Below are 19,841 nucleotides of genomic sequence, written 5' to 3'. Positions count from 1 at the left end.
GCTCTGCGACGACTACCTGTGCCCGCGGCTGGGCGAGGTCGACGCGGCGCACCGGGCGGCGGGCGTGGCCTGGCTGCTGGCCAAGCCCGTCGGGACCCAGCTGTGGCTCGGGCCGGTGTTCCAGCCGGGACAACCGGGTTGCTGGCACTGCCTCACCGTGCGGTTGTGGCGGCACCGCTGCGCCGAGAACAGCGCGCAGCGCGAGCTCGGGCGCAGCGGCCCGGCGCCGCGACCGGTCGCCGCGGTCCCGCCTGCGGCGGCCGCGGCCGCCAACCTGATCGCCCTTGAGGCGGCGAAATGGCTGGCCGGACACCGGCATCCCGGCCAGCGGGCGGTGTGGACGTTCGACACCTTCACCTTCGCCGGCCGCCACCACGAGTTCCGCCCGTACCCGCAGTGCGCCACCTGCGGCAACCCGGCGCTGGTTCGCGAGCAGGCGCACCGGCCGGTCATCCTGCGGTCCCGCCGAACGGCCAGCCGCGGCGACGGGCATCGCGCGCTGGCCCCGGACCTCGTGCAGGCCCGGTACCGGCACCTGGTCAGCCCGGTCACCGGCGTGATCAAGGAGATCCGGCGGGACCGCCGCGGGCCGGCGCAGTTCAACTGCTTCCGCTCGGGAACCAACCCGGCGGCGCCCGTGCCCGACCTGGATCGGCTCCGCGCGATGCTGCGGCAGGAGAACGGGGGCAAGGGCGTGACCACCCTGCACGCCGAGGTGAGCGCGCTGTGCGAGGCGGTCGAGCGGTACTCCGGCACCTTCCACGGGGACGAGGAACGGGTGCGCGGGAGCATGCGGTCGCTCGGCGAGGTCTGCATGCATCCCAACGACTTCATGCTCTTTGACCGGCGCCAGTACGAGCGGCGCGCCGACTGGAACGCCCGGCACGGGGACTTCCAGCAGGTGTGCGACCCGTTCGACCCCGAAGCGGTGCTCGACTGGTCGCCGGTGTGGTCGCTGACCGAGCAGCGGCACCGGCTGCTGCCGACCGGGTACCTCTACTACGGCGTCCCTGCCGAACCGGACCGGTGGTACGTGCGGGCCGACTCCAACGGCAACGCCGCCGGCAGCAGCCTCGAGGACGCGGTGCTGCAGGGGCTGCTCGAGCTCGTCGAACGGGACAGCGTCGCGCTGTGGTGGTACAACCGCACCCGGGCGGCGGGGGTCGACCTCGACGCCTTCGCCGATCCGTGGATCGACGAGCTGCGCGACGTCTACGACGAGGTCGACCGGCGGGTCTGGGTCCTCGACCTCACCGCGGACCTGGAGATCCCGGTCATGGCGGCGGTGTCCAGCCGGCGCAGCGGCCCGGATGAGATCATCTTCGGGTTCGGCGCCCACCTCGACCCGCGCACCGCACTGCGGCGCGCCCTTGCCGAGTTGAACCAGCTGATGCCGGCGCTGCTGGCTGGCCGGGACGGCCAGCAGCTCGACCTCGACGATCCCGACGCGGCCGCGTGGTGGCGTGAGGCCAGCCTGGCCAACCAGCCCTACCTGGTGCCCGATCCCCGGGTCCGGCCGCGGCGCCCGAGCGACTATGCCTACACGCCCAACCGGGACCTGCTGCGCGACGTCGCGGTGGTGCGGGAGCGGGTGGAGGCCAGCGGGCTGCCCGTGCTCGTGCTCGACCAGACCCGTCCCGACGTCGGCCTGCCCGTGGTGAAGGTGCTTGCGCCCGGTCTGCGGCCGTTCTGGGCCAGATTCGCCCCCGGCCGGCTGTTCGACGTGCCGGTCCGCCTCGGCCGCCGCGCCCGGCCCGCCCGATTCGAGGACCTCAACCCGTATCCGATCTTCCTGTGAGCCCGGTGCGCCACCCGACACCGGTCCGCGGTGCTGTGGAAAAGGCCCTGCCCGTCGGCTACATTTGACGCACCCGAGGTTCCGATCAGGACGCGGAAAGGGTGAACCTCGTGCCGGCGTGGGTCGATCCCGGACCGCGACTTGCGCCCGGGTTGGCCGCCGCAATTATCGCCGTGGTCTTCGGTGGATACTGTGCGGTCGGCTTCGCGCCCGAGTTAGTCGCCGGGCCGGACCCGGGCCGGCTCGCGGTCGCCGGCATACTCGTTTCGGCCGTGCTGATAATGCAGCTCTGTTATTTCGGCCGGCCGGGTATTCAACTGCGGTCCCGCCCGACATATGCCATGTTGGCGGTGCAGGCCGCGCTGGCCTTCGTTCCGCTGCCGATATTCGGGCAGGCCTGGATCGGCATTCCCAACTTCTTCGTCGGCAGCCTGCTGCTGGTGGTCCGGCCGCCGGTCTCCTGGGCCGTCCTGGTCGCCTTCGGTGTCCTGATCGGATTCGTGCAGGCCGGCATCAGCGCCGACCCGCTCGACGTCGCCTACAGCGCGGTCACCTCGGTCACCTTCGCGCTCGCCGTGTCCGGCCTGACCCAGCTGGCCCGGCTGGTCGTCGAGCTGCACGCCGCCCGCGCCGAGCTGGCCGGGCGAGCGGTGGCCGACGAGCGGGTGCGGTTCGCACGGGACCTGCACGACCTGTTGGGGCTGAGCCTGTCGGCGATCACGCTCAAGGGCCAGGTCGCCCACCGGTTGGCGCGCACCGACCCGGACCAGGCCCTCAAGGAGTTGACCGAGGTGCTGGCCATCGCCCGCCGGGCGCTCGGCGACGTGCGCACCGTGGCCGGCGGCTACGCCGAGCTGTCGCTGGAGGAGGAGTGCGACTCGGCCGAGTCCATCCTGGCCGCCGCCCAGGTGGACGTGCGGATCGAGCGCGAGTACGGCGACCTGACCCAACCGGTCCGCACGGTCCTGGCCACGGTGCTGCGCGAGGGAATCACCAACGTCATGCGGCACAGCAAGGTGCAACGGTGTGCCATCGCCGTGCGCCAGCGGGACGGCGTCGTCACCATCGATATCCGCAACGACGGTGTGGCCGGCGTCGAGGCGAGCCCCGGGCGGGGCGCCGGCTGCGGCATCCGCAACCTGTCGGACCGGGTGGCCGAGCTGGGCGGGAAGCTGACCGCCGGGCTGGAACCGGACCGGCACTGGTTCCGGCTGCACGCCACCATCCCCGTCACGGCGGGCGGCGGCGGCCCCCCGACCGGCGCGGAACGCTGGCCGGCCCTGCCCTCGGTCCCGGCCACCCCGGTCGAGCTGCCGCGCCGCCCGGACGTGCCCCGGCCCACCCCGCTGATCACGCTCGTGCTCTCCGGCCGGTTCGTCGCGGCCGTCATCCAGCTGCTGTACCTGACCGTGGTGCCGTGGCACGTGGCGCTGGCGGTGGCCACCATGACCGTCCTGCTCGTGTTGCAGCTCGGCCATTTCAGCCGGATGGATCCACGGGTCCGCCGGGGCTCCGACCTCGTCCTGCTGGCCGTGCAGGCGGCGCTGGTGTACCTGCCGCTGGCGGCGCTCGGCCCGGCGTGGGTGAGCATTCCCGGGTTCCTGGCCGGATCGGCCATGCTGGTCCTGCGTGCCGCGCTGGGCTGGGGCGTGTTCTTCGCGGTGCTGGGCTCCGTCGCGTGGATCACCCAGGCGTACTCGGCCGACCCGCTGATCCTCGTGTTCAACCTCGCCGCGACCACCATCACCGGTCTGCTGGTGTACGGGCTGACCTGGCTGTCCTGGTTGCTCACCGAGCTGGACAAGACCCACGCCGAGCTGGCCCGGATGGCGGTGGCCGAGGAGCGCCTGCGCTTCGCGCGGGACCTGCACGACCTGCTCGGCCTGAGCCTGTCGGCGATCACCCTGAAGAGCGAGCTGATCCTGCGCCTGATCCGCACCGATCCGGCCAAGGCGGAGGACGAGCTGGCCAACGTGCTGGAGCTGGCGTGGCGGGCGTCGGCCGACGTGCGCATGGCGGCCAGCGGCTACCGGGAGCCGTTCGGCGACGATCCCGGGTGGATCGGTCGCGCCGCCGATGCCATCGTCGAGCTGGAGCTGCGGCACGGTGAGCTTCCGGTGCACGTGCGCACGGTGCTCGTCGGACTGCTGCGCACCCTGGGCAACCGGCAGAACGGCACCGGCCAGGGCGCCAACGGCATCGTCCTGCGCCGTTCCGAGAACACCGTTTACCTGGATGTGCTCGACGCCAGCGCGGACGCCGACGTCGACGCCATCGCGGAGCTGGTCACGGCCCTCGGCGGGGACCTGACGACGAGCTCCGGCGGCGCCGGGCGGATTCAGCTCACGGTCACCGTTCCGGTGTAGCCGGTCGTTACAGCCAGTCCGACTCCTGGCCGCTGCACGGTGCCGGTGGAGATGTACGGCCGGGCCGCGATCTCGCGTGGACCGCACCCGGCCGCGGCCAGCCGAGGCCATGGCGGAGCTGGTCACGGCCCTCGGCGGGGACCTGACGACGAGCTCCGGCGGCGCCGGACGGGTTCAGCTCACGGTCACCGTTGTGGTGTAGCCGGTCGTTACAGCCAGTCCGACTCCTGGGCGATGCGGATGGCGTCGACCCGGTTTCGGGCCTGGAGCTTGGTCACGATCGAGGTGAGGTAGTTGCGTACGGTGCCGGTGGAGATGTACAACCGGGCCGCGATCTCGCGCGGACCGCACCCGGCCGCGGCCAGCCGCAGCACTTCGCACTCCCGGCTGGTGAGCGGGCAGCTCGTGCCGTCCCATGCGGCGACGGCGAGCTCGGGATCCATCACCCGCCGCCCGGCGTGCACCGCCCGGATCGCGTTGGCCAGCCGGTCGGCGGGGGCGTCCTTGAGGATGAACCCCTCGACCCTGGCGTCCAGCGCGCGGCGCATCAGGCCCGGTTTGTTGAGGCTGGTCAACATCAAGGTCCGGCATCTCGGCACCTGTTTATGGATCTCCATTGCGGCGGTGAGACCGTCCTTGCCCGGCAGGTCGATGTCGATGACCGCGATGTTCGGCTGCGTTTTCTGGACCGCGGGCAGGATCTCGTTGCCGTCGGCGACCTCGGCGACCACCTCGATGTCCGGCTCGAGCTTCAACAACACCACGAGCGCACCCCGAACCATGTGCATGTCCTCGGCAATCAGCGTTTTGATCACAGCGGCCCCTTCCACGACGTCCCATCCCGTCTACCTGGTCCGTAGAGTGGCCAGACGGCCCCGCTCCCAAACCGGGCAATCGGCGACGCCGGGTCGCGCAGAACCCGGCCGGAATTGGTCGCGCCCACGCGTCAAGGAATGCCGAGAATGTGCCGATACCCGCGGAATTCGATCGGCTCCACAATGGACGCGTGACCGGACTTCTCATGCCGTTGCGGCCTGGGTCGGGACCGCCTCGAGCGCGTCGAGATGCCGGCGGGCGGCGGTGATCGCGAGGTGGACGTATCCCCGCGCGCCCGCCTCGGCGGTGCGGGCGGCGTGCGGGATCTCAAGGGCGTAGGGGATGCCGGCCGGGAGGGCGGCGAGGACGCCGCGCACGTCGATGCCGCCCTCGCCGGGCAGGAGGCGCTCGGCGCGGGCGGTGTGGATGAGTCCTTCCGTGGTGGCGGGGACTCCGGCCGGGGCGTCGCAGACCTGGGCGAAGTGGAACCACTCTGGCGGCAGCCGGCGCAGCTCGGCCAGGCTCGAGCCGGAGGGGGCGAAGTGCAGCAGGTCGATCAGGATGCCGGCGTTGGGCCGACCGGCAGCCCGGAGGATGCGGGTCGCCTCGGTGAGGTCGGGGTTTCGGTTCGGGAGGGGAACTCCAGGTCGACGGTGAGGCCGAGGGGCCGGGCGAGGTCGCACAGCTGGGCGAGGTGGTCGGTCTTGCGGGTGCGATCGGGGTCGGGGAGTCGGGCGATGACGTGGCGGGCGCCCAGTTCGGCGCCGGCTTCGAGGACGGGCAGCAGGTCCCGCGGGTCGTCGTGCGGTCCGATGCGGGCGAGCTCGATGTCCAGCACCCGCACGCCGGTGTCGGCGAGGCGGAACAAGGGGCCCATCCCGCCGTCGATTCTCCCGACCTACCTAGGGGATAATCGCAACCCCACAAGTAATTCACCCCGATCGGGTAAGGCGGCCGGGACCGGATGGCTGAGGCGTATCAGCCGATCCGGTCAGCCGATGCTCGGCGCAACGGCCTACTCCATCCGCCCGGCGGGTCAACTAATGTGCATTGATATGGCGCGAATACAGGATGACCCGTACCGGATGATCGAAGCCACCGTCGAGCACAGCAACGTCGTCAGCAATCAGGTCGCGGTCTGCGCCGCGCACGGCCAATTCTTCGACGCTGTCGAACATTTCTCGACGGTCAACGAAATAGGACGCAGGCTGGGGGTCCATCCGACCAAGATGAAAGCGCTCACCGCGATGCTGAAATGCCTCGCGGACCGGGGCGACCTCGAGGAGCGCGAGATACTGGGCCAGCAGGTTTACCGGCGCAAGACCGTGGCCGCCCAGGTGCTGGACGGAGTGGAGGATCTCGGCCGGGCGAAGCTCGACAAGGTCATGGCGGGGTGGGCGGGCAACGCCGCCGAGTTCAACTGGATTGCGCGCGCCGGCGACCTGCTCGGACACGACCTGGCGTTCCTGCGGACCGACGCCGAGGACAAGGTTCCCTTCGGACGACGGCTGCTGTCCACGGGCGGCCTGGACTGGAAATACCTCCTCACCGAGCCGGTCTACGATCTCGGGCGGATCAAGGCGGTGCGCGATCTCGCCAACTACGGCTCACGGTTCCTCGACCTGGCGTGTGGGCCCGGCTTCGGGGCGCGGCGGCTCGCCGAGGTGGTGGACGGCGGGTGCGAGGTGGTCGGCGTCGACCTGTCCAGCGAGATGCTGGACGAGGCGCGGAAGATCATCTATCCGGGCGCGAAGACGACGTTCATCCTGCGTGACCTCAACACCGGCCTGCCGCCGCTGCCGGACAACAGCTTCGACGGAATCCTGTTCAACGGCGCCTTCCATTTCATCCAGGACAAGAGCGCCCGGCTGCGGGAGATGTACCGGGTGCTGCGTCCCGGCGGGGGACTGGTGCTGGCGCACAACTTCTGCCGCTCCGGTCTGGACGACGAGTCCACCTGGGAGTTCTATTTCGCGCTGCTGAAGGCGGAGATCTATCCCATCGGATTCGAAGAGCTGCGAACAATGCTTTCGGATGCCGGGTTCGTCGAGTACGACCAGTACCATCGGGGCAGCTTCGCCTATATCCACGTACGCAAGCCGAGCGGACAGCTCCAGGCGGCACGTCAACCACTACCCATGGCGACGACCAATGAGCGACCTGAGTGAGAAGAACGTCGTCTTCGTCACGGTGGACTCGTGCCGGTACGACGTGGCGAGGGCGGCCCGCATCCCGTTCATCAGGTCGATCGGTGAGTTACGCAGGGCGCGCACGCACGGAAGTTTCACCGTGCCCGCGCACCATGCATTCTTCGCCGGGCATCTGCCGGTCGTGCTCGAGGAGCCGCTGACGGATTACTACAGCGAGGCCGCATGCCAGCTGTGGCGGATCAAAACCGGGCGAACGCTCGAGGAGAAACGGCGGTTCGGGCTGCTGTTCGGGGCGAACAACGTCGTCGCCGGCTATCGCGCCCTGGGATTCAAGGTGCTCGGGGCCGGTGGGGTGTCGCAGTTCTCGGACGGCAGCTGCCTGCGGGCGTACTTCGGCGACGACTTCCTGTACTTCGGCCCCAACCTGGACGAGGAACCGCTCCGCGAGCGCGACCCCGGGACGTTCCCGCTGAACAACATCGAAACCATCGTGCGGAACCTCGCGGGGCACGACAAGTGGTTTCTCTTCGTCAACTGCCCGGAAACGCACTACCCGTACGACATCGGCAACGGGATCCCGGCCGACGTGCTGGAGTCGTACGCGACGCTCAAGGGAAGCCTGAACCTGCGGGAGGGCCCCGCGGTCCCGGCGAGCCTTGGCCCGAGGCTGCGGGAGATGCAGCTGATCGCCCTGGAATACCTCGACGGTCAGCTCGGGAAGCTGTTCGAGCTGTTGCCGAGGAGACGGGACATCGTCGTCATCGTGTGCGGCGACCACGGCGAGAACTTCGGCGAGCACTTCGCCGGAAAACCGCGCTGGGGGCACATGGTCCCCAGCCGGGAGGTCATGGAGGTTCCGCTGGTGATCGGCCAGATCGACGGCTGCGAACGGGTTGGCTCGTGACCGCGCACGCCCGGTACGGCGAGACGCTGTTCGCCCATGACGTCCCCACCGAACGGCAGCGGCTGCGGCTGGTGGAGGACGTGTTCGACCCGATCACCATCCCGGTTCTGCGGGGCCGGGGGATCGGGCCGGCGTGGCGGTGTCTGGAGCTGGGCGCAGGCGCGGGATCGATCGCCCGCTGGATGGCGCGGCGGGGCGCGCAGGTGACCGCCACCGACACCGACACGGCGTTCCTCGACCGTGTCGGCGAGGAGAACCCGCGGGTGGTGCGGCACAACGTGGTGACAGACGACTTCCCGCCCGGCAGCTTCGATCTGATCCACGCCCGCTTCCTGCTCGAGCACCTGCCCCAGCGTGACGCGCTCGTTGCCAAGATCGCCGGCTGGTTGGCGCCGGGTGGCTGGCTGGTCGTCGAGGATGCCGCCGCCTTCGCCATGGAGGCCTCGCCGTACCCGGTCATGCGCCGCATGCGGATCGCGATGCGGCGGTACATGGAGAGCACGATCGGCACCGACGCGCACTGGTCTCCGCAACTGCCGATGCTCATGACCGCCGCGGGCCTCGTCGAGACCGGCATGTCGGTCGCCGTGATCGTCAATGACCACGGTCCCGCGACCGATTTCATGCGCGCGACCGCGGGGCAGCTCGGTCCGGGTATGGTCGCCGACGGTCTGGTCACCGCGGCGGAGTTCACGGCCGCCATGCGGCTGTTCGATGAACCGTCCTATGTGGACATGCTGGCGGCGATGGTGTCCGCGTGGGGGAGGCGGTAGACCGAGACGTGTGAGCCCGACTCGGCGGTGAATTCCGCACCCGTCCAGTCCGCGTGCCGGCTTTCCAGCTCGAACCCGGCGAGCCGCGCCATCAGATCGAGCTCCGCCGGCCAGATGTAGCGGTGCGGCGTGCGGAACAGCCGCGCCCGCCGGTCCTCGCCGAACCGGAAGTGATGGGACACGACCTGCTGCGCCACGACGTCGTAGGTGTCCACACCGAGGTATCCGGGCTCGGAGCTGAAGACGATCGCCCGCTGCCCCGGCGGAAGCCTGCGCAGGTCGGGCACCCACAGCTCGATGACGAACCGCCCGCCCGGCGTCAGGTGTCGCGCCGCGTTGTGGAAGCACGCGACCTGCTCGGCCTGGGTCAGCAGGTTAGCGATCGTGTTGTACACCAGGTAGACCAGCGTGTACTCACCCGGCGCGACGGCCGCCGCCATGTCCCCCGCGACCACCGGAATCGTCGCCTCGTCCACCTTCGTGCGCAGCCGCGCGATCATCGGAGCCGACAGCTCGATGCCGGCGACCGGCACACCCCGCTCGGCCAGCGGAACGGCCACCCGTCCGGTCCCGATCGCGAACTCGAGCGCCCGTCCGCCACCGGCAAGCTCGGCCAGCCGATCCACCATCGGCCCCACCACCTCGGCAGCGAACGCACCGGTGCCCGGAGTGTCATAGCTCTCCGCCGCCTCGGCGTCCCAGATCTCCTCCTGCCGCACACCCCGATCCTGCGGCCCGCTCCCCACCTCGTCCACCGACATACGGGGACGCCAACTCCGTGGCGGATACGGACGCGCGCGGCGGCGCGGGCACCGCAGGCTGGCCCCGAACCCACCGAACGGGCGCGGGTGATGGGGTTGTTGCTGGAGCGGGAGCCGGCGGTGTTGCGGGAGGCGGTGCCGGGGCCGAGGCGGGCGGGGCGGCGTGGTGCCGGTCGGTGGGGAGGCCGGCGTGGGCAAGTCGAGCCTGCTGCGGGCGTTCGCCGACGACGTGCCGGCGGGGTGCGGCATCCCGTGCACGCGGACCGTGCCGGTGGTCGGCGCCGACAGCCCGAGGACCATGTCGATGGTGCTGGTCTTGCCGGCCCCGTCGGGCCCGAGCAGCGCGACGACCTCGCCGGGCCGGATGCGCAACGAGGCGCCGTCGACGGCCGTCACGTCGCCGAAGCGCGTGCGCACCCGGTCGAGCTCCACCGCCGCGACGCCGGCGGCCAGGGCGGACGCCGCTGGTTGAGCGGTTGTCGTCATGCCGCCAGCCCTTCTCCTCGGTGTCCCGCGGCCATGGGCCGCGCGTCCCGAGGCCGCCATGACCATGCCCGCCGACCAGCCTGATGACCATGGTCACGCGCGGGGGACTGGACAAGGAGGAAAGGCTTACCTAGCTTTTGTAAGGTTAGGTATACCTTCGGAGGGCGGGCACAGTGCTTCTCAGCAGCGCGCTGATCGGGCTTCGGGAGGGCCTGGAAGCGGCCCTCGTGGTCAGTATCCTCGTCGCCTTCCTGGTCAAGACCGACCGGCGGGCGTCGTTGCCGTGGGTGTGGACCGGGGTGGCCGCCGCGCTGGCGATGTCGGTCGGCGCCGGCACGGTGATCACGTACACCAGCGCCCAGATGTCGTTCGAGCAGCAGGAGATCTTCGGCGGAACGATGTCGATCATCGCGGTCGCGTTCGTCACCTGGATGATCTTCTGGATGCGGGCCACCGCCCGGACCATCGCCGCGGAGCTGCGCGGGAAGCTGTCCAAGGCGCTGCGGCTCGGACCGTTCGCGGTCGTCGTGATGGCCTTCCTCGCCGTCGGGCGCGAGGGCCTGGAGACCACGGTTCTGTTCTACGCCAACGTGGAGACCGCCGAGCGGGGCACGGCCGTGCCGCTCGCCGGGTTCGTGCTCGGCGTCGTGGCCGCGGTCGTGCTCGGCTGGCTGATCTATCGCGGCGCGATCCGGTTCAACCTCAACCGGTTCTTCACGATCACCGGCGTACTGCTGATCTTCGTCGCGGCCGGGATCCTCGGCTACGGCCTGCACGACCTGCAGGAGGGCCGCGTGCTGCCGGGCCTGACCACGCTGGCCTTCGACCTGTCCGGCCCGATGCCCGAGGACTCCTGGTACGGCGCGCTGCTCAAGGGTTTCTTCAACTACTCCGCGCAGACCACCGTGCTGCAGGCGATCGCCTGGGTGCTGTACGTCGGGATCGTCCTGACCCTGTTCCTGTGGCCGCGCCGCCGGCCGGCGGCCGCCCCCGCCCCGTCCCCCGAACCCGTCACCGTCAAGGAGAACTCGTGAGTCTCACATCCGTTCGCGTGGCTCTGGCCGGCGTCGCCGTGGTGTGCCCGCTCGCCCTCGCCGGGTGCGGCGGCGACTCGCCCCCGGCAGCGGGCGGGCCGATCGCGGTCGAGGCGTCCGACGAGGCCTGCAAGGTCGCGCGCACCGCGGCGGACGCCGGCACGCTGACCTTCGAGGTCACCAACAAGGGCAGCCGGGTCACCGAGTTCTACCTCTACGCCGAGGGCGACCGGATCATGGGCGAGGTGGAGAACATCGCGCCGGGGCTGACCCGCCGGCTGATCGTCGAGGTCAGCGAGGGCGGCAAGTACCAGACCGCGTGCAAGCCGGGCATGCAGGGCAACGGGATCCGCGGCGAGTTCACCGTGAACGGCAACTCGGGCCGGCAGGTCGACACCGACGCGAAGCTGGCCGAGGCGACCAGGAGCTACCAGCGTTACGTCAACTCCCAGGCCGACGCCCTGCTGACCAAGACGACCGAGTTCGTCGACGCGGTCAAGGCCGGCAAGGTCGACGAGGCCAAGGCGCTGTTCCCGGTGTCGCGCACGTACTGGGAGCGGATCGAGCCGGTGGCGGAGAGCTTCGGTGACATCGACCCGAAGATCGACGGCCGGGAGGACGTGGTCGAGGAGGGCCTGGAGTTCACCGGCTTCCACCGGCTGGAGAAGGACCTGTGGGTCGACGGGCTCAAGGCCGACTCGCCGGCGATGGCCGACCGGTTGCTCGCCGACGTGACCGATCTGGTCGGCAAGGCCAAGGCGGTCGAGCTGACCCCGCTGCAGCTGGCCAACGGCGCCAAGGAGCTGCTCGACGAGGTGGCCACCGGGAAGATCACCGGTGAGGAGGACCGGTACTCGCACACGGATCTGTGGGACTTCAAGGCCAATGTGGAGGGTTCGCAGGCCGCGGTCGCCGCGCTGCGCCCGGTGGTCCAGGAGCGCGACGCCGCCCTGACGTCTACTTTGGACGAGAAGTTCGCGGCGGTGAACGGGCTGCTGGAGAGGTACCGCGCGGGGGAGGGGTTCAAGGCGTACACCGAGCTGACCGAGGCCGACATCAAGGTGCTGGCCGAGGCGGTCGACGCTCTCGGTGAGCCGGTCAGCAGGGTGGCCGAGGTGGTGGCGCAGAAGTGAACGATTCGGACACCCGGCAGGGGTTGAGCCGCAGGCGGCTGCTCGGTGTGGCCGGGGCCGGGGCCGCGGTCGCCGGGGTCGGCGCGACCGCCGGGGTGCTGACCGGCCGGGCAAGCGCACCGGTCACCGCGGCGCCGGCGGGGGCCGACCCGGCCGCGGCCGCCGTCGCGTTCCACGGCGAGCACCAGGCCGGCATCGTCACCCCGGCACAGGACCGGATGCACTTCGTGGCCTTCGACGTCACCACGTCCAAACGCGACGAGCTGGTCGGGCTGCTGCGGGACTGGACAAGGGCCGCGGAGCGGATGACCGCCGGCCTCGAGGCGCGGGAGAACGGCGCGGTCGGCGGCGTGCCCGAGGCGCCGCCCGCGGACACCGGGGAGGCGCTCGACCTGCCCGCATCCGCGCTCACCCTGACCATCGGGTTCGGCCCGTCGCTGTTCGACTCCCGGTTCGGGCTGGCCGCACTGCGCCCGGCGGCGTTGATCGACCTGCCCGCGTTCCCCGGCGACGACCTCGACCCCAAGCGGTGCGGCGGCGACATCTGCGTGCAGGCCTGCGCCAACGACCCGCAGGTTGCGGTGCACGCGATCCGCAACCTGGCCCGGATCGGGTTCGGCAAGGTCGCCGTCCGGTGGTCGCAGCTGGGTTTCGGGCGCACCTCGTCGACCTCCCGCACGCAGGCGACCCCGCGCAACCTGTTCGGGTTCAAGGACGGCACCCGGAACCTCAAGGCCGAGGACACCGCCGCCCTCGCCCAGCACGTCTGGGTGGACGCCGGCACCGGCCCGGCCTGGCTGGTCGGCGGCACCTACCTGGTGGCCAGGCGGATCCGCATGCACATCGAGATCTGGGACCGCACCTCGCTGGCCGAGCAGGAGGCCATCGTCGGCCGGCACAAGGGCAGCGGCGCCGCGCTCGGCCAGCTCGACGAGTTCGACCCGGTCGACCTGCACGTCCGGGGCGCCGACGGCCTGCCCCAGGTTCCCGACGACGCCCACGTCCGCCTCGCCTCGCCGGAAACCCTTGGCGGGGCCCGAATCCTGCGCCGCGGCTACAACTTCACCGACGGCTCGGACGGGCTGGGCCACCTCGACGCCGGCCTGTTCTTCGTCTGCTTCAACCGCGACTCCCGCACCCAGTTCGTCCCGATGCAGCAGGCCCTTGCCGCCACCGACCGGATGATGGAGTACATCGAGCACACCGGCTCCGCCCACTTCGCCGTCCCACCCGGCACCCGACCCGGCGGCTTCTGGGGCGAGACCCTGTTCTCCTGAAACGCGTGCCCGGCCCGGAGGAGCTCGACCCGGTCTATCTGCACGTGCGGGGCGTCGACTGCCTGGCCCAGGTTCCCGACGACGCCCACGTCCGCCTCGCCTCGCCGGAAACCCTTGGCGGGGCTCGAATCCTGTGCCGTGGCTACGGCGTTACCGATGGCTCGGGGTTGGGGGAGTAGGGGAGTTGGTAGACGCCGAGCGCGCCCAGTGCGGCGAGGGCGAGCTGGAGCCAGTCGGTCAGGCTGATGCCGTCGGAGATCAGCGATGCGGCGGCGGTCGCTGCGGCGGTGAGGACGGCGAGCACGACCTTGGTGTAGCGGGCGCCGGGCACGTTGGGGGCCGCGAACACGGCGGCGGCGCCGAGGGTGAGGATTGCCACGTTGACCCACTCGGTCGCGTCGATCCGGTTGTCCCCGGACAGCGCCGGGACGATCGCGGCGAGCACGGCGGCGACGAGGGCGGCCAGGGCCTTGGAGTAGTTCATGCCTTGGTCTCCAATGTGGCCGCGATCGGCACCTCGGCCGTGTACAAACAGGACACCTGCATGCAGTTCGTCGGCAGGCGCCACCGGTGGTAGACGTCGGGGGCCAGGGTGTGATTCTCCAACAGCAGGGCGCCGGCGCCGTTGAGGTCCACCGACCACAGGCCGTGCACCTCCACCGTCTGGTGCGGCACCCGAAGGTGCAGCCACGCCTGACCGTCCGGGGGCACCGACAGCGAGCCGCCGACCGGCGGCACGGCGATCACTCCCCACTTGTCGGTTCCCGGCTCCCACTGTTCGGTCGAAAGTGCCATCTCGTCCTCGTCCTTCTGGTCGATGCCGGTTGAAATGCCGAGCGCGTCGCCGATCGCCAGCGCCACCCGCGCCGGCCCGTCCGGGCCGGACAGCAGCAGGCGGTCCTCGGGATTGGTGAGAAAACCGCACTCGACGATCACCGCTCGCCGGTTTCCTTGCGCCACAGCGGTTCCGGTGCCGTAGTAGCCGGAAAGCGCGGCGGTGTAGTTGTCCGGGCGGAACCCCGGCCAGCCGCGCGCCGCGTAGGCGCGTTTCCAGGCCTGGCCGAACTCCCGCCCCTCGGACGTGCGGTAGCCCACCGAGGCGCCCCGCGCCGACGGGTTGGTCGACCCGTCGCAGTGCACGGCGACGAACGCGTCACCGCGGTACAGGATGCGCGGGTCGTCGGCCAGGATCTTCCGGACGGACCATCCGCCGCGACCGTTGAGAAAGTTGACGCACGAATCGGCGGCGGCGGTGGCGAACGCCTGCTCACCGCGGGTCCCGGTGGCGCCGGTCCTGCGGAAGCAGTGTCCCATCTGGACAACCAGGGTGGGCATCAGAGGTCTCCGTCCAGTTCGGGCCCGTCCGAGTCCTCGGGGCTCAGGTCGCCCGGAATCTCCGCGGCGTCCGGCAACGTCCGGTCATGCTCGGGTCCCTCGGGATGCTCGTCGTTGGCAGCGTGCTCATGGGTCATCGGCCTCACTCCCGAAGCAACGTCCGTGCCGCCGATACCGTGCGGCGCCGGTAAGGATGACGCGCGCGCCTTTCCCGGCCGTCCCGTCCGCGTCACCGATCCGTCGCGCCGTCGTCAGCCGCCGACGGTCCACTTCCGATTCCGGCCGCGAGCGCGCCGAGCCAGTCGTCGAGCATGCGGCACGCGTCGGCCGCGTTGGTCGCCCGGCCGAGCAGCCGGTCCCGGCCGTGGTCGTGCCCGACCTCGAGGAGCTCGATCCGCAACCGCGGACCGTCAGCGTCGCGAACCTCGACTCGCACAACCGCCACCTCGTGGCGGCTGCCAGCTGTAGGGCGCACGCCGGCGAGTCTGCGTCGGGGCAGTCACGAGCGCGGCACGGCGCCATTACCCACGGCGCCCCGGCTCAGCGGCTCGATGAGCTGGCGCATGAGCCCGGACGGCTCGATTCCCAGCTCCTGCCACAGGATGGCCCGGTACTCCTCGTACGACCGGAGCGCCTCGGCGAGGTTGCCCTCCGCCACGTGCACCGCGACCACGAGGCGGCGGCAGCTTTCGCGCAGCGGCTCGGTCTGCACGGAGGCCAGCGCCGCGACGAGCGCCTCACCGAGGCACCGTCGCCCGAGCAGAACCGACGCGGCGCGTTCGAGCGCTTCGAGGCGCAGCAGCCGGAAGCGCTCGCGGTCGGCCACGACCCACCCGTCGTCCCAGTCGGGCAGCAGCTCCGCGCGGGCGACGAGGAGCGGCACGTCGCGCAGGTCGGCCGGGTCGGGTCGCGGTTCGTGAATGAGCCGGTTCGCCAGTTCGCACAGCTCGGTGGCGTCGACCCGCACGGCCGGCGACAGGACCAGCCGGTCGGGGTCGGCCGACACCAGCTGGCCGCAGGCGCGGCCGAGGCGCCACAGCGCGGTACGCAGATTGTTGGCGGCCCGCTGCTCGGAGGCGTCGAACCACAAAGTGCCCGCCAACTTCGCCCGGCTCACCGGACGATCCGTCAGCGCCAGATAGGCCAGAACTCGTTCGACGCTGTGCGGAACCACAAGACGTCGTCCAGCCACGATCAATTCGAACTCGCCGGTGAGCATCAGACGGGTCGAGTCGGCAGGGTTATTGGTCGGACGTACTTGGTCGAACGCCATAGCGCACTCTTTTACGCTCGTTCCCCGAGGCGGTGAGATCACCATGGCTCCATGCGTACTCCTAAGCGGCAGCACGCCGTCACCGCATCGTCACGTCGGGGTGTGCGGAGACCGACTCACGCAGAATTAGGTAATCGGAATTCCCACCTTTGGCCTCGAGCCCGGAAGCCGGACGGATCCCACCCGGCGGATGCGCCATCATTTGCAGGCACGTCGACACCTCCGCGATGTCCCCGAGACCGGGCGTGATTACTCACGTGCGAACCGGACCTGGCTCGTTGGGCCAAAGGTACCAACACTCGCTGCGTCCCCCACCAGGAGGAGGTAATTGTGCGCGTTCGGACGGCACCTTCGGGCAGCCGGCGCCGCACCCACGGACCGACCAGAACCGGTCGGGCCCGCCATCGCAACGGCCGCCCAGGCCCGGGAAAGAACACGAATGCTGGTCATTGACGTTGCGGTGACGAGGGCCGGAGACATTGGTCGCTCACGGCCGCGGACGTGGCGAAGGGAGATACGGCCATGCCCATCAGTCCCACCTATCCTGGCGTATATATCGACGAGCTGCCGAGCGCCGTTCGCACCATCACGGGCGTTCCCACGTCGGTTGCGGCTTTTGTCGGCAGGGCGCCGCGCGGGGCGGTCGACCGGCCGGTGCATATCACGAGCTGGGCGGACTACCAGCGCGAGTTTGGTGGTCTCGACAAGGACAGCGAGCTGAGCTATGCGGTCTACCAGTTCTATCTCAACGGTGGCAGCGAAGCCGAGATAGTCCGCATCGTCAGGAAGGCGCGGCAGGCCGATCCGGCGCCGGGCCCGGGAGAGCCCCCGGTCGCCGCGGCGACGGCGACGGTCGTGCTCGAGACCGCCGACGCCGCGAAGAAGATCACCCTGGCCGCCGCCAGTCCGGGCAGCTGGGCCAACGGCAAGCTGCGGGTCAGGGTCGACCACCGGACCGCGGATCCGAACGACCCGACCCGGTACAACCTGACCCTGCACGACAGCGGCACCGGGATCACCGAGCGCTACCTGAACGTCAGCACCGACCCGACCGACGCGCGCGGGCTCAAGAACGTGCTGGCCTCCTCGACCCTGGTGGGTCGGGTGAGCGGCGACGACGACCAGCGGCCGAACGAGCACGGCTCGACCGGCCTTTCGGACGACGCGGACCCGTTCGAGGATCAGCACGACGCCACCGATCCGGACCCGTGGTACCAGTCGGCGTCCGGTGGCGCGGACGGGCTCGCGCCGCTCAAGGCCGACTACACCGGCGAGGACGCCGACGTGCAGGACGGCAAGCAGGGCATCTACCAGCTGCGCAAGGCCGACATCTTCAACATGCTGTGCCTGCCCGGCGCGCCGGGACAGCAGGGCGACCCCGCGGACATCCTCGCCGAGGCGGGTCGCCTGTGCCTGGACAGCAGGGCCATGCTCATCGTGGACCCGCCGTCCGCATGGGACTCCGTGGCCGCCGCCGCGGGCGCGACCCTGCCGCTGACCGATGACACGGCGAAGAACGCGGCGATCTTCTTCCCGACCGTCGATCTCCCGGATCCCGAACGGGACAACGTGGTGCGCGCGTTCCCGCCGTGCGGTGTGGTGGCCGGGGTCTGGGCCCGCACGGATGTCCAGCGCGGGGTGTGGAAGGCCCCGGCGGGAACCGAGACCGGGCTCAGCGGCGTGCGCCGGCCCACCATTCCGATGACCGACCCGGAGAACGGCCGGCTCAACCCGCGCGGGATCAACTGCCTGCGCGAACGCGCGGTTGTCGGGAACGTGGTGTGGGGCGCCCGGACCATGGCGGGCGCCGACCTGCTGGCGAGCCAATGGAAATACGTGCCGGTCCGGCGACTGGCGTTGTTCATCGAGGAGAGCCTGTTCCGCGGCACGCAATGGGTGGTGTTCGAACCCAACGACGAGCCGCTGTGGTCCTCGATCCGGCTCAACGTGGGCGCGTTCATGAACACCCTGTTCCGCCAGGGCGCGTTCCAGGGCCGCACCCCGCAGGAGGCCTATCTGGTCAAATGCGACAGCACCAACAACCCGCAGAACGACATCGACCGCGGGATCGTGCACATCCTCGTCGGCTTCGCCCCACTCAAGCCGGCTGAGTTCGTCATCGTCCACATCCAACAACTCGCCGGCCAGATCCAGGTCTAGGCAGGGCCGGAGGGAGAGCTCAGTCATGGCCGACAGCAAGACGAAGAGGCGCGACGCGTACAAGAACTTCCGGTTCCGGGTGAAGTTCAGCGGCGGCGCGGAGTACATCCTCGGGGTCAGCAAGGTCACCGGGTTCAAGCGGACCACCGAGGTGATCAAGCACCGGTCCGGTGGCGACCCGGGGACCAGCTACAAGCTCCCCGGCCGCACCGAGTACGACGCGATCACACTCGAGCGCGGGGTCACCACCGACAAGGTGTTCGAGCAGTGGGCGAACCGGGTGTGGAGCTTCCACAACGCCGGCGGCGGGCTGGAGACCTCGCTCAAGGACTACCGCCGCGACCTGATCGTGGACGTGTTCAACGAGGCGGGCCAGAAGGTGCTCTCGTACCAGGTCTACAACTGCTGGGTGTCGGAGTGGCAGCCGGTGTCCGATTTGGACGCGAACGCGAACGCGGTGGCGATCCAGCACATCAAGCTGGAGAACGAGGGCTGGGTGCGCGAGGACCTACCCGAGCCGCCCGAAGTCGGCTTCGAAGACCCGGCCTGACGCCATGATCGTGCTCAGCGAGGCCGGCCTGCTCGCGACCTGGGAGGCGGGGCTCGGCCAGAACCGGGTTCGCCGGGCGCTCACGCTGGCCGCGGCCGGCGGGGCGGATCCCGGCTCGGTCGCCGATCTCAGCGTCGGCCGGCGGGAGGCGTTCGTGCTGGCACTGCGGGAACGGTGGTTCGGCAGGACACTGCCCTGCGCGGTGACCTGCCCGGCCTGTGCCGAGCACCTGGAGCTCGAGCTGACCACCGACGACGTGCGGACCGATCCCTCCACCGAACCGGAGCCGACCACGGTGGACGGGACCGAGGTGGAGTTCCGGCTGGTCACCAGCCGGGACCTGATCGCCGTCCGGCCGGAGCTGCCGGACGCCCGGCGGACCCTGCTCCGCCGGTGCGTGGTGAGCGCGACGAGCCGGGGCCGCGGGGTGCCGGCCGCGGCGCTGCCGGACCCGGTGCTGGACGCCGTCGCGGCCGCGCTGTCCACACTGGACCCGCAGGCCGATGTGCTGCTGGACCTGGATTGTGTCGCCTGCGGCCACGGGTGGCGGGCCCGCTTCGACGTCGCGGCCTACCTGTGGGAGGAACTGGACGCCTACGCCCGGCGGCTGCTGCACGAGGTGCACGCGCTCGCCAGCGCCTATGGCTGGTCGGAGGACGAGGTGCTCGCGGTCAGCCCGGTGCGGCGGCGGTGGTACCTGGAGATGGCGGCGTCATGACCGACTTCGTCGACCGCCTCCTCGGCCGGCTCGACACGCCGGCGATCCGGCCGGTGGTCCCGGCCCTGTTCGAACCGGTGTCGGCGCCCGGCCCCGAGGTGTCGGCGCCGGCCGACGGCCCGGCGGGTTCCGCTCCACGCGTGACGATGGAGCGCGCACCGGGCCCGCGCCGCAACGGCGTGGCGTCCGCGCCGGAACCGGTTCGGGTGCCGGTGGAATCGACCCGCGCGGAACCGCCGGTGGCCGTGCCGGCGATTGCCGCCGCGGCGCCCGCGGTCGGCTCGGCGCCGGTGGCTGCGCCGGCCGT

The 19,841-nt window shown here is 70.7% G+C and carries 20 protein-coding genes and 2 pseudogenes; 13 read left to right on the top strand and 9 right to left on the bottom strand.

Annotated features, from left to right (window positions below):
* From VGX25_RS18475 to VGX25_RS18465, 3 genes are all read left to right on the top strand, one after another.
* On the top strand, positions 1–1,798 hold a 1,798-nt coding region (locus VGX25_RS18475), incomplete at its 5' end, for a TOMM precursor leader peptide-binding protein (RefSeq protein ID WP_326919059.1).
* Between the two features lie 341 nt (positions 1,799–2,139).
* Positions 2,140–4,164, top strand: a complete 2,025-nt coding sequence (locus VGX25_RS18470; protein ID WP_326919058.1) for a sensor histidine kinase — start codon at positions 2,140–2,142, stop codon at positions 4,162–4,164.
* Between the two features lie 76 nt (positions 4,165–4,240).
* The gene (locus VGX25_RS18465; protein WP_326919057.1) at positions 4,241–4,366 is read left to right on the top strand and encodes a hypothetical protein; all 126 of its coding nucleotides are present in this window, start codon (positions 4,241–4,243) and stop codon (positions 4,364–4,366) included.
* A gap of 7 nt (positions 4,367–4,373) precedes the next feature.
* Here the strand turns inward: VGX25_RS18465 and VGX25_RS18460 are convergent, their stop codons facing one another.
* Positions 4,374–4,979 carry a response regulator transcription factor gene (locus VGX25_RS18460; RefSeq protein WP_326919056.1) on the bottom strand — a complete coding sequence of 202 codons (606 nt, stop codon included), beginning with the start codon at positions 4,977–4,979 and terminating at the stop codon, positions 4,374–4,376.
* Positions 4,980–5,183: 204 nt separating this feature from the next.
* Positions 5,184–5,663: a hypothetical protein gene (locus VGX25_RS18455; protein ID WP_326919055.1), complete on the bottom strand. Its 480-nt coding sequence runs from the start codon at positions 5,661–5,663 to the stop codon at positions 5,184–5,186.
* A gap of 144 nt (positions 5,664–5,807) precedes the next feature.
* Between VGX25_RS18455 and VGX25_RS18450 the strand changes: the two genes are divergently transcribed.
* From VGX25_RS18450 to VGX25_RS18440, 3 genes are read left to right on the top strand one after another with little or no spacing between them, the layout of a single operon-like run.
* Positions 5,808–7,148: a class I SAM-dependent methyltransferase gene (locus VGX25_RS18450; protein ID WP_326919054.1), complete on the top strand. Its 1,341-nt coding sequence runs from the start codon at positions 5,808–5,810 to the stop codon at positions 7,146–7,148.
* Entirely contained in the window at positions 7,132–8,034 is a 903-nt protein-coding gene (locus tag VGX25_RS18445; protein WP_326919053.1) for a sulfatase-like hydrolase/transferase, read from the top strand. Before VGX25_RS18450 ends, VGX25_RS18445 begins: the two co-directional genes overlap by 17 nt.
* Complete coding sequence (locus tag VGX25_RS18440) at positions 8,031–8,807, top strand: class I SAM-dependent methyltransferase (RefSeq protein WP_326919052.1); 777 nt, start codon at positions 8,031–8,033, stop codon at positions 8,805–8,807. Before VGX25_RS18445 ends, VGX25_RS18440 begins: the two co-directional genes overlap by 4 nt.
* Here VGX25_RS18440 and VGX25_RS35575 read toward each other — a convergent pair.
* Both VGX25_RS35575 and VGX25_RS18430 read right to left on the bottom strand, forming a co-directional pair.
* Entirely contained in the window at positions 8,759–9,568 is an 810-nt protein-coding gene (locus VGX25_RS35575) for a class I SAM-dependent DNA methyltransferase (RefSeq protein WP_414635866.1), read from the bottom strand. The two genes, VGX25_RS18440 and VGX25_RS35575, sit on opposite strands and share 49 nt — an antisense overlap.
* 246 nt (positions 9,569–9,814) lie before the next feature.
* Positions 9,815–10,054, bottom strand: a pseudogene (locus VGX25_RS18430) (ATP-binding cassette domain-containing protein); the annotation flags it as partial.
* 173 nt (positions 10,055–10,227) lie between these two features.
* Between VGX25_RS18430 and efeU the strand changes: the two are divergent.
* From efeU to efeB, 3 genes are read left to right on the top strand one after another with little or no spacing between them, the layout of a single operon-like run.
* Entirely contained in the window at positions 10,228–11,088 is an 861-nt protein-coding gene (gene efeU / locus VGX25_RS18425; RefSeq protein WP_326919051.1) for an iron uptake transporter permease EfeU, read from the top strand.
* Positions 11,085–12,221 (top strand): iron uptake system protein EfeO, encoded by a 1,137-nt coding sequence (gene efeO / locus VGX25_RS18420; protein WP_414635865.1) that lies wholly within the window; start codon positions 11,085–11,087, stop codon positions 12,219–12,221. Before efeU ends, efeO begins: the two co-directional genes overlap by 4 nt.
* A complete protein-coding gene (efeB, locus tag VGX25_RS18415) occupies positions 12,218–13,498 on the top strand; it encodes an iron uptake transporter deferrochelatase/peroxidase subunit (RefSeq protein ID WP_326919050.1) in 1,281 nt (426 codons plus the stop codon). The genes efeO and efeB overlap by 4 nt, the downstream gene beginning before the upstream one ends.
* Positions 13,499–13,640: 142 nt before the next feature.
* On the opposite strand, the gene VGX25_RS18410 is transcribed toward efeB, so the two are convergent.
* From VGX25_RS18410 to VGX25_RS18390, 5 genes are all read right to left on the bottom strand, one after another.
* Positions 13,641–13,982: a hypothetical protein gene (locus tag VGX25_RS18410; protein ID WP_326919049.1), complete on the bottom strand. Its 342-nt coding sequence runs from the start codon at positions 13,980–13,982 to the stop codon at positions 13,641–13,643.
* Positions 13,979–14,833 carry an N-acetylmuramoyl-L-alanine amidase gene (locus VGX25_RS18405; protein WP_326919048.1) on the bottom strand — a complete coding sequence of 285 codons (855 nt, stop codon included), beginning with the start codon at positions 14,831–14,833 and terminating at the stop codon, positions 13,979–13,981. The genes VGX25_RS18410 and VGX25_RS18405 overlap by 4 nt, the downstream gene beginning before the upstream one ends.
* Positions 14,833–14,970, bottom strand: coding sequence for a hypothetical protein (locus VGX25_RS18400; RefSeq protein WP_326919047.1), 138 nt, complete (start codon positions 14,968–14,970; stop codon positions 14,833–14,835). The genes VGX25_RS18405 and VGX25_RS18400 overlap by 1 nt, the downstream gene beginning before the upstream one ends.
* Before the next feature lie 92 nt (positions 14,971–15,062).
* Entirely contained in the window at positions 15,063–15,269 is a 207-nt protein-coding gene (locus VGX25_RS18395) for a hypothetical protein (RefSeq protein ID WP_326919046.1), read from the bottom strand.
* A 63-nt stretch (positions 15,270–15,332) separates the two neighbouring features.
* On the bottom strand, positions 15,333–15,950 hold the full coding sequence (locus VGX25_RS18390; protein ID WP_326919045.1) for a bacterial transcriptional activator domain-containing protein: 618 nt from the start codon (positions 15,948–15,950) through the stop codon (positions 15,333–15,335).
* A 678-nt stretch (positions 15,951–16,628) separates the two neighbouring features.
* On the opposite strand from VGX25_RS18390, the gene VGX25_RS18385 reads away from it, so the two are divergent.
* The 4 genes and pseudogenes from VGX25_RS18385 to VGX25_RS18370 all read left to right on the top strand — a co-directional run.
* Positions 16,629–18,266, top strand: a complete 1,638-nt coding sequence (locus VGX25_RS18385) for a phage tail sheath family protein (RefSeq protein WP_326919044.1) — start codon at positions 16,629–16,631, stop codon at positions 18,264–18,266.
* Positions 18,267–18,291: 25 nt separating this feature from the next.
* Complete coding sequence (locus tag VGX25_RS18380) at positions 18,292–18,816, top strand: phage tail protein (RefSeq protein WP_326919043.1); 525 nt, start codon at positions 18,292–18,294, stop codon at positions 18,814–18,816.
* A gap of 4 nt (positions 18,817–18,820) precedes the next feature.
* Positions 18,821–19,534 (top strand): hypothetical protein, encoded by a 714-nt coding sequence (locus tag VGX25_RS18375; protein ID WP_326919042.1) that lies wholly within the window; start codon positions 18,821–18,823, stop codon positions 19,532–19,534.
* Positions 19,531–19,841, top strand: a pseudogene (locus VGX25_RS18370) (hypothetical protein); the annotation flags it as partial. The gene VGX25_RS18375 and the pseudogene VGX25_RS18370, both read left to right, overlap by 4 nt.

It is taken from the genome of Actinophytocola sp. (genome assembly GCF_035942955.1).
Taxonomy (GTDB): Bacteria; Actinomycetota; Actinomycetes; order Mycobacteriales; family Pseudonocardiaceae; genus DASYTH01.
This window is presented reverse-complemented; position numbering and strand designations above follow the sequence as displayed.

Bases quoted from the DNA above. Each gene is read 5' to 3' on its own strand.
- VGX25_RS18385 (WP_326919044.1), top strand. From the start codon at position 16,629: ATGCCCATCAGTCCCACCTATCCTGGCGTATATATCGACGAGCTGCCG.
- VGX25_RS18400 (WP_326919047.1), bottom strand. From the start codon at position 14,970: ATGACCCATGAGCACGCTGCCAACGACGAGCATCCCGAGGGACCCGAG.
- VGX25_RS18445 (WP_326919053.1), top strand. From the start codon at position 7,132: ATGAGCGACCTGAGTGAGAAGAACGTCGTCTTCGTCACGGTGGACTCG.
- VGX25_RS18380 (WP_326919043.1), top strand. From the start codon at position 18,292: ATGGCCGACAGCAAGACGAAGAGGCGCGACGCGTACAAGAACTTCCGG.
- VGX25_RS18410 (WP_326919049.1), bottom strand. From the start codon at position 13,982: ATGAACTACTCCAAGGCCCTGGCCGCCCTCGTCGCCGCCGTGCTCGCC.
- VGX25_RS18470 (WP_326919058.1), top strand. From the start codon at position 2,140: ATGTTGGCGGTGCAGGCCGCGCTGGCCTTCGTTCCGCTGCCGATATTC.
- VGX25_RS18450 (WP_326919054.1), top strand. From the start codon at position 5,808: ATGTCCAGCACCCGCACGCCGGTGTCGGCGAGGCGGAACAAGGGGCCC.
- VGX25_RS35575 (WP_414635866.1), bottom strand. From the start codon at position 9,568: ATGTCGGTGGACGAGGTGGGGAGCGGGCCGCAGGATCGGGGTGTGCGG.
- VGX25_RS18405 (WP_326919048.1), bottom strand. From the start codon at position 14,833: ATGCCCACCCTGGTTGTCCAGATGGGACACTGCTTCCGCAGGACCGGC.
- VGX25_RS18375 (WP_326919042.1), top strand. From the start codon at position 18,821: ATGATCGTGCTCAGCGAGGCCGGCCTGCTCGCGACCTGGGAGGCGGGG.